Annotated in this window: 12 protein-coding genes; 4 read left to right on the top strand and 8 right to left on the bottom strand. The window is 61.4% G+C overall.

Annotated elements, in window-relative coordinates; translation table 11 throughout:
* Nucleotide 1 precedes the first annotated feature (1 nt).
* Nucleotides 2–1807, top strand: coding sequence for an acyl-CoA dehydrogenase C-terminal domain-containing protein (locus P8Q88_RS14515; protein WP_278324572.1), 1806 nt, complete (start codon nt 2–4; stop codon nt 1805–1807).
* A gap of 54 nt (nt 1808–1861) precedes the next feature.
* On the opposite strand, the gene P8Q88_RS14510 is transcribed toward P8Q88_RS14515, so the two are convergent.
* The 5 genes from P8Q88_RS14510 to tyrS all read right to left on the bottom strand — a co-directional run bounded on the left by P8Q88_RS14510 (nt 1862) and on the right by tyrS (nt 6539).
* Nucleotides 1862–2557 carry a dienelactone hydrolase family protein gene (locus tag P8Q88_RS14510; protein ID WP_278324571.1) on the bottom strand — a complete coding sequence of 232 codons (696 nt, stop codon included), beginning with the start codon at nt 2555–2557 and terminating at the stop codon, nt 1862–1864.
* Entirely contained in the window at nt 2557–3474 is a 918-nt protein-coding gene (cysK, locus tag P8Q88_RS14505) for a cysteine synthase A (protein WP_278324570.1), read from the bottom strand. The genes P8Q88_RS14510 and cysK overlap by 1 nt, the downstream gene beginning before the upstream one ends.
* Nucleotides 3471–4784: an MFS transporter gene (locus tag P8Q88_RS14500; RefSeq protein WP_278324569.1), complete on the bottom strand. Its 1314-nt coding sequence runs from the start codon at nt 4782–4784 to the stop codon at nt 3471–3473. Before P8Q88_RS14500 ends, cysK begins: the two co-directional genes overlap by 4 nt.
* A 74-nt stretch (nt 4785–4858) precedes the next feature.
* The gene (locus P8Q88_RS14495) at nt 4859–5197 is read right to left on the bottom strand and encodes a PilZ domain-containing protein (RefSeq protein ID WP_278324568.1); all 339 of its coding nucleotides are present in this window, start codon (nt 5195–5197) and stop codon (nt 4859–4861) included.
* Nucleotides 5198–5309: 112 nt separating this feature from the next.
* The gene (gene tyrS, locus P8Q88_RS14490) at nt 5310–6539 is read right to left on the bottom strand and encodes a tyrosine--tRNA ligase (RefSeq protein WP_278324567.1); all 1230 of its coding nucleotides are present in this window, start codon (nt 6537–6539) and stop codon (nt 5310–5312) included.
* A gap of 32 nt (nt 6540–6571) precedes the next feature.
* On the opposite strand from tyrS, the gene P8Q88_RS14485 reads away from it, so the two are divergent.
* The 3 genes from P8Q88_RS14485 (at nt 6572) to P8Q88_RS14475 (ending at nt 9739) form a co-directional block, all read left to right on the top strand.
* On the top strand, nt 6572–7114 hold the full coding sequence (locus P8Q88_RS14485) for a DOMON-like domain-containing protein (RefSeq protein WP_278324566.1): 543 nt from the start codon (nt 6572–6574) through the stop codon (nt 7112–7114).
* Nucleotides 7111–8313: an exo-beta-N-acetylmuramidase NamZ family protein gene (locus tag P8Q88_RS14480; protein ID WP_278324565.1), complete on the top strand. Its 1203-nt coding sequence runs from the start codon at nt 7111–7113 to the stop codon at nt 8311–8313. Before P8Q88_RS14485 ends, P8Q88_RS14480 begins: the two co-directional genes overlap by 4 nt.
* A 133-nt stretch (nt 8314–8446) precedes the next feature.
* Complete coding sequence (locus tag P8Q88_RS14475) at nt 8447–9739, top strand: spinster family MFS transporter (protein ID WP_278324564.1); 1293 nt, start codon at nt 8447–8449, stop codon at nt 9737–9739.
* Between the two features lie 10 nt (nt 9740–9749).
* Here P8Q88_RS14475 and P8Q88_RS14470 read toward each other — a convergent pair whose 3' ends face one another.
* Genes P8Q88_RS14470 through P8Q88_RS14460 form a run of 3 tightly spaced genes read right to left on the bottom strand, consistent with a single transcriptional unit; the run spans nt 9750 to nt 12182 of the window.
* Nucleotides 9750–10142, bottom strand: coding sequence for a hypothetical protein (locus P8Q88_RS14470; RefSeq protein ID WP_278324563.1), 393 nt, complete (start codon nt 10140–10142; stop codon nt 9750–9752).
* A gap of 11 nt (nt 10143–10153) precedes the next feature.
* Nucleotides 10154–10996, bottom strand: a complete 843-nt coding sequence (locus P8Q88_RS14465) for a DUF817 domain-containing protein (protein WP_278324562.1) — start codon at nt 10994–10996, stop codon at nt 10154–10156.
* Nucleotides 10997–11000: 4 nt separating this feature from the next.
* Nucleotides 11001–12182, bottom strand: coding sequence for a vWA domain-containing protein (locus P8Q88_RS14460; RefSeq protein WP_278324561.1), 1182 nt, complete (start codon nt 12180–12182; stop codon nt 11001–11003).
* Nucleotides 12183–12212: the final 30 nt, after the last annotated feature.

Below are 12212 nucleotides of genomic sequence, written 5' to 3'. Positions count from 1 at the left end.
GATGCCCATCTATTCCGCTCCGACCCGCGACACGCGTTTTATCGTCAACGAAGTTTTGGACCTCGCCAACTACGGCAATCTGCCGGGGTTCGAAATGGCCAGCCCCGATGTGACCGATGCGGTCATCAACGAAGGCGGCAAGTTCTGTGCCGAAGTGCTCGCGCCCCTGAACCAGTCGGGCGACCAGGAAGGTTGCACGCGTCACGAAGATGGCTCGGTCACCACTCCCAAGGGCTTCAAGGAAGCATTCGACCAGTTCCGCGAAGCCGGCTGGGGCACGCTGGCTCACCCGGAAGAGTTCGGCGGACAGGGGATGCCGCACGTTCTCGGCTTCGTGATGGAGGAATTCATCTCGAGCGCGAACCAGGCCTTCGGAATGTATCCCGGCCTTACCAATGGCGCAATTTCAGCGCTCATCGCCAAGGGGTCGCAGGAACAGAAGGAAAAATACCTGCCCAAGATGGTCTCGGGCGAATGGACCGGCACCATGAACCTGACCGAGCCGCATTGCGGCACCGATCTTGGCATGATCCGCACCAAGGCCGAACCTCAGGCAGACGGCAGCTACGCGATCACCGGCACTAAGATTTTCATCTCGGCCGGCGAGCACGACATGAGCGAGAACATCATCCATCTGGTGCTCGCCAAGACCCCGGGCGCGCCCGACAGCACCAAGGGTATCTCGCTGTTCGTCGTCCCCAAGTTCATCGTCAACGAAGACGGGACCCCGGGCGAGCGCAATGGCGTGATGTGCGGCTCGATCGAACACAAGATGGGCATTCATGCGAATTCCACCTGTGTGCTGAACTATGACGGCGCGAAGGGCTGGCTCGTCGGCGAGGAAAACAAGGGCCTCGCCGCCATGTTCATCATGATGAACGCCGCGCGTCTCGGCGTTGGCATCCAGGGCCTGAGCCAGGCGGAGGTGTCCTATCAGAACGCAGTTGCCTATGCGCTTGATCGCCGCCAGGGCCGCGCGCTGACCGGTCCGGCCGATCCCGATGCGCAGGCAGATCCGATCTTCGTCCACCCCGACGTGCGCCGCATGCTCATGGACGCCAAGACCTTCACCGAAGGGATGCGCATGCTGTGCCTGTGGGGCGCGCTGCAGGTCGATCTGACGCACAAGGCGCAGACCGAGGAAGAGCGCGAGGAAGCCGACATGATGATCGGCCTGCTGACTCCGGTCATCAAGGGCTACGGCACCGACAAGGGCTATGAGGTCGCGACCAATATGCAGCAGGTCTTCGGCGGCCACGGCTATATTGAGGAATGGGGCATGAGCCAGTTCGTGCGCGATGCCCGCATTGCGCAGATCTACGAAGGCACCAATGGCGTTCAGGCCATGGACCTGTGCGGTCGCAAGCTCGCCCAGAAGGGCGGTGCCGCGATCCAGGCCTTCTTCAAAACGGTCGGTGAGGACATTGCCGCCGCCAAGAACGATGAGGCTCTTGCGCCGATGGCGGAGCGGCTGGAGAAAGCACTTGGCCAGCAGCAGGCTGCGACCATGTGGTTCATGAACAATGCCATGCAGAATCCGAACCACCTTGGGGCGGGCGCGCATCACTACATGCACATAATGGGCATCGTCTCGCTCGGCTGGATGTGGCTACGCATGGCCAAGACTGCGCAGGCAGCGCTTGCCGACGGTAGCGACGACAAAGCTTTCTACGAAGCGAAGCTTGCCAGCGCGCGCTATTATATGGACCGTTTCCTGCCCGATGCCGGCGCGCTTCGCCGCAAGCTGGAAGCAGGCGCTGAGAGCATGATGGCACTGGGCGAAGAAGCTTTCGCGACAGCGGCCTGACCTCACTCGACAATAGAATCGGAGGCCCGGACTGCTTGTCCGGGCCTTCTAGTTTCAGCCGAGCACCTCGTCGAAGAAGTTGAGCATGGCAGCCCAGCTTTGCCGGTCCGCGCTTGCGTCATAATCCACAACACCGTTGTCGGGCGGTGGATTCGGGTTGGTGAAACCGTGCTTCACCTTGCCATAAGCATGGAAGTGCCAGTCGGCGCCGGCCCGGTCCATTTCCTCCCAGAACGCGATCACGTGTTCGCGCGGGACGAGCGGGTCGGCATAGCCGTGGCATACAAGAATGCGGGCGCGGACCGTGTCCGGCTGTGCCGGGGCCAGTGTCTGCAACAGCCCATGAAAACTCGCCACCGCCCGCAGGTCGGCGCCTGATCGCGCCAGCTCGAGAACAGCCTGACCGCCCATGCAAAACCCGATGGCAAGGAGCGGAAGGCCTTCCGCCCGGATTCGGAGCGCGGCGAGGCTTGCGTAAAGCTGGGCACGGTGCATTTCGACATTGCGCGTCAACTCGCCCGCCCAATCTTGCGATTGCGCAAAATCTGCAGGTGTCCGACCATAAAGGTCGCATACCATCGCGAGATAGCCTGCCTCAGCCAGAGCCTGCGCTTTGGCTTCGACCGCGGGGGTCGTATTCATTATGGTCGGAAAGACCGCTGCGGCTGCACGAGGAGCCTCAGTGGGACGAAAGAGCAAGCCCTCCAGAGGCGTTTCCCCGTCAACATATCCTATCCGCTCGGCGCCCATCACTCCGGCAGGAAGTCAGGGACCGACAGGTACCGCTCACCTGTGTCGTAATTGAAGCCCATTACCCGGCTGCCAGCGGGCAGATCGGGAAGCTTCCTGGCGATCGCAGCCAGCGTTGCGCCGCTGGAGATGCCGACCAGCAACCCTTCCTTCGCCGCGCACTGGCGGGCCATCTCCTTGGCTTCTTCGGCGTCGACCTGAATCGCGCCATCGATCGCCTGGGTGTGGAGGTTATCGGGCACGAAACCCGCGCCGATTCCCTGGATGGGATGCGGGCCGGGTTGCCCGCCGCTAATGACAGGCGACAATGCCGGTTCCACCGCATAGGCCTTGAACCCGCTCCACTTTTCCTTGAGCACTTCCGCACAGCCGGTCAGGTGTCCACCGGTGCCGACCCCGGTGATCATTACGTCGATCGGGCTGTCGGCAAAATCTTCGAGGATTTCCTGTGCCGTGGTGCGCGCATGGACCTTCCAGTTGCTTTCGTTGTCGAACTGGCTTGGCATCCAGGCACCGTCGATTTTCTCGACCAGTTCCTGCGCGCGCTCGATAGCGCCTTTCATCCCCTTTTCCTTGGGCGTCAGGTCGAAGGTCGCGCCATAGGCAAGCATCAGACGGCGCCGCTCGACGCTCATGCTCTCTGGCATGACGAGGATCAGTTTGTATCCCTTGACCGCTGCGGTCATGGCAAGGCCGATGCCGGTGTTGCCGCTGGTCGGCTCGACGATCGTGCCGCCTTCCTTGAGCTTGCCAGATTTTTCCGCATCCTCGATCATGGCGAGGCCGATGCGGTCCTTGATCGACCCGCCAGGGTTCGCGCGCTCGTTCTTCACCCAGACCTCGTGATCGGGGAACAGGCGCGACAGGCGGACGTGAGGCGTCTTGCCAATTGTAGCGAGGATGGAGTCGGCTTTCATGGGATCTGCTCCTTGAGCTTTTCTTCGGGTGTCGTTTCCAACAATTCTTCCGGCGGGTCAAAGGTCCGCGTGGTGCGCAATACCGGGAACACGCGAGACCAGAGGCCTACGGTCACGATCGCGCCGATGCCGCCCGTGACGACGGCGGCGACCGGCCCGATTAGGAAGGCGAGCGAACCGGAAAAGAAATCGCCGAATTCGTTGGACGCGCTGATCGTCAACAGGCTGACCGAGGAAACCCGGCCGCGTTTGTCGTCAGGCGTGTGAAGCTGGATGAGCGACTGGCGGATGTAGACGCTGAACATATCGGCGGCACCCACAATGAACAGCATCGCGAGGCTGAGCGGCATGGAGCGGGACAGGCCGAATACCACCGTGGCGAGCCCGAATATGGCGACGGCCCAAAGCATCTTCGGCCCGACATTCGTTCTGAGCGGGCGGAAGGAGAAGAACAGCGCAGTCAGGGCAGCGCCGACCGCCGGCGCCATTGCCAACTGGGCAAGACCGGTTTCGCCCACCTCCAGGATGTCACGCGCATAAACCGGGAACAGTGCCGTCGCGCCAGCCAGAAACACGGCGAACAGGTCGAGCGTGATCGCGCCAAGCACCATCTTGTTCCGCACGACGTAGCGCAGGCCTTCGACCATCTGGTGGATCGGTCGCTTGTTGGCCTCGCGCGGAGGCTGGGGCACGGCACCGATGAAGGAAATGGCAGATATGGAAACGATGAAAAGGATCGCAGCCACGACGTAGGGCAGGGCAGGCAGCACGGCATAGGTGTAGCCGCCGATCGCGGGCCCGACGATCATCCCCACCTGCCAGGCGATGCTCGACAAGGCGATGGCGTTGGGAAGGATCGCCTTGGGTACGAGATTGGGTGCGAGGGCGGAGAGCGCAGGGCCATTGAACGCGCGGACGATGCCGAGGACGATGGCAACCGCGTAGAGCCAGGCTAGGGAGATCGTGTCCTGCCAGGTCAGCCACGCGAGCACCACGGCGCAGCCCAGTTGCGCTATCATGGTCAGTCGCGCGAGATTGCGACGATCGAAATGATCCGCCGCCCAGCCCGAGAACGGGGTCAGAACGAACAGCGGGAGAAACTGGAGCAGCCCGATCAGCGCCAACTGCCCGGATGCCTCCGCAACGCTCAGTCCGCCGTCACGGGCGATATTATAGGTCTGCCACCCGATAATCAGCATCATCGCATATTGCGCCAGCGTCATGCTGAGCCGCGACAGCCAATAGGCGCGGAAATTCGCTATGCGCAGCGGCGATGTATCGGGAGAGAGGCTTTGGTCGGTTTCGCTCACGCGAGACGCATGACAGGCGCGCCTTCGCTTGTGAAGACGCGCCTGTCATGCGCTTTGTTATCTATAGGTTCGGCTCAGCGAAGCTTGCGCAAGCGCGGGTTGGGCTGAAGCTCGTCGATCAAGGCTAGAAAATCGTCCATCCGGATGATCCGCTCGAACTGGAAACCGGCGCGATTGTCGCGGGTCCAGATAACGTAGGATTCGATCCTTCCGATCACCGGCAAGCGAATGATGACACGCTCACCGCGCGTAAGGCCATCGGCATTGTCGACCATAAAGCCGTTTGCCGAGAGATTGGCGATGTGAAGGCGCAGGTCACCCCGGCCGAAATGTTCGGCAATAACCGGGTGATCGACCGGATGGCGCGCCATGCGCCGCTGGTCGGTTACGCTCAATTGTGCTCCGGCACTCATACCCGGCGATCCCTCCAAGAATTTCGATCGCTCAAAGTCTTTGCCGAAAAAGGCTGATATTTGGTAAATCGGCGCGCAGGTTTTGTGCTTTTATTGACCGCCGGAAAGGCGGTCAACGGTGCAGGATCGCATGCTTCTTCTTGCCGAGACTCAGCTTGGCTTCCGCCCCTTCTGCGACTGTGACGAGATAGCCCGGATCGTCCACGATAACGTCGTCGAGCCTTACCGCCTTTTCGGCCAGCTTCCGCTTCGCTTCGCCATTCGATGCCGTGAAACCGAGCGCAGTCAGCGCCGCTCCGATCCGCATGCCCTCGGCACCGATTGCCAAGGTGGGCAGATCCGCGCCGGACCCGCCCGCAGCAAAAGTCTGGGATGCGGTTGCTTCCGCCGTTTTGGCAGCATCCGCTCCGCGCACAAGCGTCGTGACCGCGTTTGCGAGGACGATCTTGGCCTGGTTGATTTCGGCGCCTTCGAGTTTTTCGAGCCGTTCGATTTTATCCAGCGGGAGATCTGTAAACAAGCGCAGGAAGCGGCCAACGTCGCGATCGTCGGTATTGCGCCAGAATTGCCAGAAATCGTAGTTCGAAAGCTGGTCCTCGTTAAGCCACACCGCGCCCGCCGCGGTCTTACCCATCTTCGAGCCGTCAGCCGTCGTCAGCAGCGGCGTCGTCAGTCCGAACAGCTCGCGCCCGTCCATTCTGCGCGCAAGCTCCATGCCATTGACGATATTGCCCCACTGGTCGCTACCGCCCATCTGCAAGCGACAGTCATAGCGCTCCGCCAGTTCGCGGAAATCATAGGCCTGAAGAATCATGTAGTTGAATTCGAGGAAGGTCAGCGGCTGCTCGCGCTCGAGCCGCAGCTTGACCGAATCGAAGGTCAGCATCCGGTTGATCGTAAAATGCGGCCCCACGTCGCGCAGCAATTCGATGTAACCGAGTGTGCTGAGCCATTCGTCATTGTTCACCATCACCGCATCGGTAGGGCCATCGCCGAAGGCCAGCAGCCGTTCGAACACCTTGCGGATCCCGGCGATATTGGCCTCGATATCGGCGTCGGAGAGCATCTTGCGGCTCTCGTCCTTGCCGCTCGGATCACCGACCTTGGTCGTTCCGCCGCCCATCACGATGATCGGTTTGTGGCCCGCCTGCTGCAAGCGCCGCAGCATCATGATCTGCACGAGGCTGCCGACATGCAGCGATGGCGCGGTGGCATCGAAGCCGATATAGCCCGGCACGATCTCCTTGGCCGCGAGCGCGTCGAGCGCCTCGGCGTTGGTGATCTGGTGGATGTAGCCGCGCTGGTCGAGATTGCGCAGGAGATCGGATGTGAAACTGGTCATGGTGGAGCGCGCGCTAGCAGCTAAGGACTGCCATGAAAACGCATGAACTGGTGCCCCATCCGGCGTTTCCACCTGCGGAGGTAAGCAGAGTTTCTGCACGATTGGTAAGCTACGACGCAAATTGGCTGTGCTTCCGGTGGCGCATCGAACAGGCTGGCAAGGTGGTCTATCCCGCGTTCGGCGGGAGGAAGCGCGCCGACATGCTGTGGCAGACCACGTGTTTCGAACTGTTCGTCAAGCCCGAGGGGGCCAGCGCCTATCTCGAATTCAATCTTTCGCCGTCGGAGCGCTGGGCCGCTTACGCCTTCGATACGCCGCGTAAAGGCATGCGGAACCATCCGGTGGAGCACGCGCTGGACTGCACCATCCGTCCGGGGACGAACTTCGCGCTGTTCGACGCTGCGATCCCGACGAAGGCATTGCCCGAGGAAGACTGTTCGCTCGGCATATCGTGCGTCATCGAGGAGAGGGGCGGGGCGAAAAGCTATTGGGCGCTTGCCCACACGAGCGAGGAGCCGGATTTCCACGATCCGGCTTGCTTCACACTCGCGCTTGCGGCACCGACCGCCAGATGAAGTTTGGCATTGATCGCCTGTTGGCGGAACCTGAATTGCGCGCACCGCTGGAGGGCAAGCGAGTCTCGCTGGTCGCGCACCCCGCCTCGGTAACGGCGCAGCTCGACCATTCGCTCGACGCGTTGATCCAACGCGGCGTTCGCGTCACCTCCGCCTTCGGGCCGCAACACGGGCTGAAGGGGGACAAGCAGGACAATATGGTGGAGACCGCGGACGAAACCGATCCGCGATACGGTATTCCGATCTTCAGCCTCTATGGCGAAGTGCGGCGGCCAACCGGCCAGATGATGTCGAGTGCCGACATCTTCCTGTTCGACCTGCAGGATCTCGGCTGCCGTATTTATACCTTCGTCACCACGCTACTCTATGTGATGGAAGAGGCTGCAAAAGCCGGGAAGGCAGTATGGGTGCTCGACCGGCCCAATCCGGCCGGCGGACCGGTCGAAGGAACCTTGCTGCAACCGGGTGAGGAAAGTTTCGTCGGCGCCGGGCCGATGGTGATGCGCCACGGCATGACGCTGGGCGAGATGGGGCACTGGTTCAAGGATCACTTCGAGCTCGATCTCGATTATCGCGTAATCGAGATGGTCGACTGGAAGCCAGGACAGGCGCCTGGGTTCGGCTGGCCGAAGGACCGCGTCTGGATCAATCCCAGCCCCAATGCGGCCAATTTGAATATGGCGCGCGCCTATGCCGGCACCGTCATGCTGGAGGGCACCACGCTAAGCGAGGGACGCGGGACGACCCGGCCGCTCGAAGTGCTGTTCGGCGCACCAGATATTGCTGCAGGCGACGTATTGCGCGAGATGAACCGCATGGCACCCATGTGGCTGCGCGGGTGCGCGCTGCGCGAATGCTGGTTCGAGCCGACGTTCCACAAGCATGCCGGAACATTGTGCAACGCATTGATGGTTCATGCCGAGGGGCCCTTTCACGACCATCACGAGTTTCGCCCCTGGCGCCTGCAGGCCCTCGCGTTCAAGGCGATCCGCAAGCTCTATCCCGACTACGACCTGTGGCGCGACTTCCCCTACGAATACGAGCTCGAGCGACTGGCGATCGACGTCATCAATGGCGGTCCGACATTGCGCGAATGGGTGGATGACGCCGAGGCTGAGCCGGGCGACCTCGACGCACTGGCCGACGCTGACGAGGCGGCGTGGCGCGAAACCATCGCGCCGCATTTGCTGTACAGCTGAGCAATTCCCCGGCGGCAGGCGCCTGTCGCCAAACCGATTGTTCCGTTTTGTCGCAGATCGCTTGACGAACGCCTGTCGATAGGGTTGCTTGCTCTCGGGTGACGGGCATACCCGCGCTTCGGGAGAGGTTCTTATGGCGACAGCGGCACAAACTGGCGGCGCACAGACTTCGGTGCGGGCGACGCTCTGGATTCTGCTGATCGTCTACATCTTCAATTTCATCGACCGGCAAATCGTCAACATCCTGGCCGAACCTATCGCGCTCGACCTGGGACTTAGCGACACACAGATCGGCCTGATGACGGGCCTGGCATTTGCCCTGTTCTACACAGTGCTGGGTTTGCCCATCGCGCGATTTTCCGATCGCCCCACGACGCATCGTCCGCGTCTGATCGCGCTGGCACTGGCCACCTGGTCAGCCATGACTGCGCTCTGCGGGCTGGCGCAAAACTTCATCCAGTTGCTGCTTGCCCGGATCGGGGTGGGGGTGGGCGAGGCGGGCTGCACGCCGCCGGCCCATTCGCTGATTTCGGACATGGTCCCGCCTGAAAAGCGCAGTTCGGCGCTTGCCTTTTATGCTCTCGGCATTCCCATCGGGACGCTGCTGGGCATGCTGATCGGCGGGGTGTTGGCAGACTGGGTCGGCTGGCGGCGCGCCTTCCTGTTCGTCGGACTGCCGGGCGTCGCGTTGGCGTTGGTGGTTTGGTTCGTCCTCAAGGAACCGCGCCGCAAGGACAGCCTGGAAGTGTTGCGTCAACGCGGGACGGAAGACGTCGTCCCCTTCTTTCAGGCGATGGCCAGGGTGATGCGGTCACGGGCCTTCGTCCTCCTGCTGGTTGCGGGATCGGCTGCGGCATTCCTCGCTTATGGCAAGACGACCTGGACGACGATCTTTTTCCAGCGGACCCACGGAATGACGCCGGGCGAGGTCGGGTTCTGGTTCGGTATCGTCAACGGCGCCGCGGGCATTGCCGGAACAGTGCTCGGCGGGTGGCTCGCCGACCGCTTTGGTGCCAAGAATCGCCGTCATGTCCTGACCGCGCCGGCCATTGGCATGGCAATTGCCGCGCCGCTCGCCTTCCTCGCCTATCAGGCGCAAAGCTGGCAGGCGGGCCTTGCCCTGCTGTTCGTGCCGACCCTGCTCAATTCGCTCTACTACGGCCCGACCTATTCCGCGGCGCAAGGCCTCGTGCCGCTGCGCTCGCGCGCCATCGCCGCCGCGGTACTGCTGTTCTTTCAGAACCTGATCGGGCTGGGACTCGGCCCGCTTTTCTTCGGCATGCTGTCGGACTTCCTGCGGCCTGAATATGGCGAGGAGAGCGTGCGCTACGTCCTTTACGGGGCCGCCTTCCTCGGATTGATCCCGGCATTCTTCTTCTGGCGCTGCAGCCTGCGCCTCAACGAGGAACTCGACAAGCAGGACTAGCGAGCAGGGCCTAGCCGGCCGGCTCCAGCCTCGGCTCGCCATCCGGTTTGGGAAGCGGGCGAATGTCGGTTGTGTCGTGATGCATGACCATCACATTGCAGCCGTCGATCCGTTGGTCGACTGCCTTGATCATCGCGGCGTCCTCGCGCTGCTCCGCATCCCGGCGGAGCTGCGGCTGGCCATTTGCATCGCGAACCTGGTGTATCTTGTCACGACAGATGATGTCCTCGGCGTCAGCCGGCGTGATGGGTTTCTCCGGGCAACCTTCGGGATTGAAGACTGGATAGGCACCGTCGCAAGGTCGCGCTTCAGCGTCGGCCGGGGCTTCCGGAGCGGTATCGGTGTCCGCTGCCAAGGCGACGCTGGCCAGCAGGGCCGCGGAAATAAGGGAAATAGTCTGCATTGCGTTGCTCCTCAGGTCTCATTATCCGGCGTCTTCAACGGATTGACAAGGCTGACGAGAACGAAGCTGATCAGCATCAGGAGGAACCAGCTGCCGAGCTTGGCAAGGCTTACCATCTCCCAGCCATCCTCCTGGCCCGGATAGGACCAGGCGCGAGCGAATGTCGCGATATTTTCTGCACCCCAGATGAATAGGGCGACGAGGAAGAACCCGAGCAGCAAGGGCATCCAGCGATATGCGCGCCAGTTTCGAAAATAGATGCGCGTGCGCCAGAACGCCGCAAAGGTCGCCACGAACAGCATCGCACGGACATCCGGCAGCCAATGATGTGCGAAAAAGTTGACATAGATGGCCGCTGCAAGCCCATACGTCATCCAGCGCGCCGGATAGTTCGCGTAGCGGAAATCGAAGATCCGCCAGACCCGGGCGATATAGCTTCCCACCGAGGCGTACATGAAACCCGAAAACAGGGGGACATCGCCGATCCTGAGAAGGCTCGGTTCGGGATAGAGCCACGATCCCGCGGCTGTCTTGAACAGTTCCATGACCGTGCCGACGACATGGAAAATCAGAATTACCTTGGCCTCGGCGATAGTTTCGAGCCGGAAGGCGATCATTCCCAACTGGATCGCCAGGGCGCCAAGCGTGATGAAATCATAGCGGTAGAGCGGCGCATCGTCCGGGTAGAAGAAATGCGTTGCCAGTAGCAAGCCGAGCATCAGAGCGCCGAACAGGCACGCCCAGGCCTGCTTGAACCCGAACAGCAGAAATTCGTAAAGCCACAGCCGCCAGCCGGTGCCAGGGTCGTATCGTTCGAGGCGGAGGCGAAAAGCCTCGAAACGTGAATGCTTCAAGCCGTCAGCCCTGTTTGCGGCTCAGTTCACGCATTGCATCGTCAAGGCCATCCAGCGTCAGGGGATACATGCGGTCGTTAACGAGGTGCTTCATCACCTTGGTCGATTGCGAATAGCTCCACTGCTTCTCCGGCACCGGATTAAGCCAGACGGTCGCCGGGTAGGTATTCACCACGCGTTGCATCCAGGTCGCGCCCGCTTCCTCGTTCATGTGCTCCACGCTGCCGCCGGGATGGGTGATCTCGTAAGGGCTCATCGCGGCATCGCCAACGAAAATCACCTTGTAGTCGTGGCCATATTTGTGGAGCACGTCCCATGTCTTGGTCCGCTCCTGCCAGCGCCGGCTGTTGTCCTTCCAAACCCCTTCATACAGGCAGTTGTGAAAGTAGAAGAATTCGAGATTCTTGAACTCTGTTGTGGCCGCGCTGAAGAGTTCCTCACACAGCTTGATGAACGGATCCATCGAGCCGCCGACATCAAGGAACAGCAGCAGTTTCACAGCATTGTGACGCTCGGGCCGCATGTGAATGTCGAGCCAGCCCTGCTTCGCCGTGCCGTCGATTGTCGCGTCGAGATCGAGCTCGTCGGCCGCACCCTCGCGGGCGAACCGGCGCAGCCGGCGCAGCGCCATCTTGATGTTACGCGTGCCCAGTTCCTTGGTGTTGTCGAGGTTCTTGAACTCGCGCTTGTCCCACACCTTTACCGCGCGCTTGTGCTTGCTCTCGCCGCCAATGCGCACGCCTTCAGGATTGTATCCCGAGTTGCCAAACGGCGAAGTGCCGCCGGTCCCGATCCACTTGTTGCCGCCCTGGTGGCGCTTTTCCTGCTCTTCCAGCCGCTTTTTCAGCGTCTCCATAATCTCGTCCCAGTCCCCGAGCGACTTGATCGCGGCCATCTCCTCTTCGGAGAGGAACTTCTCCGCGACGGCCTTCAGCCAGTCTTCCGGGATGTCGACCGGGTTCTGGCCATAATCGGACATGATACCCTTGAAGACCTTGGAGAATACCTGATCGAACCGGTCGATCAGCCCCTCGTCCTTCACGAAGGTCGCGCGTGAAAGGTAGTAAAAGGCCTCGGGAGTCTGCTCGATCACGTCCTTGTCGAGCGCTTCGAGCAGAGTCAGGTGTTCCTTGAAGCTGGCCGGAATGCCGGCGGAGCGCAATTCATCGACGAAGTTGAAGAACATGGAAGTGGCTTAACCGTTTCTCGGGTCCTT

This window comes from Qipengyuania marincola (assembly GCF_029688625.1).
In the GTDB taxonomy this organism is placed as follows: domain Bacteria; phylum Pseudomonadota; class Alphaproteobacteria; order Sphingomonadales; family Sphingomonadaceae; genus Qipengyuania.
Note: the sequence above shows the minus strand (reverse complement) of the source record. Positions and strands in the feature narration are given on the sequence as shown.

Coding starts and splice junctions, on each gene's coding strand:
- P8Q88_RS14515 (WP_278324572.1), top strand. CDS start 2: ATGCCCATCTATTCCGCTCCGACCCGCGACACGCGTTTTATCGTCAAC.
- P8Q88_RS14510 (WP_278324571.1), bottom strand. CDS start 2,557: ATGGGCGCCGAGCGGATAGGATATGTTGACGGGGAAACGCCTCTGGAG.
- cysK (WP_278324570.1), bottom strand. CDS start 3,474: ATGAAAGCCGACTCCATCCTCGCTACAATTGGCAAGACGCCTCACGTC.
- P8Q88_RS14495 (WP_278324568.1), bottom strand. CDS start 5,197: ATGAGTGCCGGAGCACAATTGAGCGTAACCGACCAGCGGCGCATGGCG.
- tyrS (WP_278324567.1), bottom strand. CDS start 6,539: ATGACCAGTTTCACATCCGATCTCCTGCGCAATCTCGACCAGCGCGGC.
- P8Q88_RS14485 (WP_278324566.1), top strand. CDS start 6,572: ATGAAAACGCATGAACTGGTGCCCCATCCGGCGTTTCCACCTGCGGAG.
- P8Q88_RS14480 (WP_278324565.1), top strand. CDS start 7,111: ATGAAGTTTGGCATTGATCGCCTGTTGGCGGAACCTGAATTGCGCGCA.
- P8Q88_RS14475 (WP_278324564.1), top strand. CDS start 8,447: ATGGCGACAGCGGCACAAACTGGCGGCGCACAGACTTCGGTGCGGGCG.
- P8Q88_RS14470 (WP_278324563.1), bottom strand. CDS start 10,142: ATGCAGACTATTTCCCTTATTTCCGCGGCCCTGCTGGCCAGCGTCGCC.
- P8Q88_RS14460 (WP_278324561.1), bottom strand. CDS start 12,182: ATGTTCTTCAACTTCGTCGATGAATTGCGCTCCGCCGGCATTCCGGCC.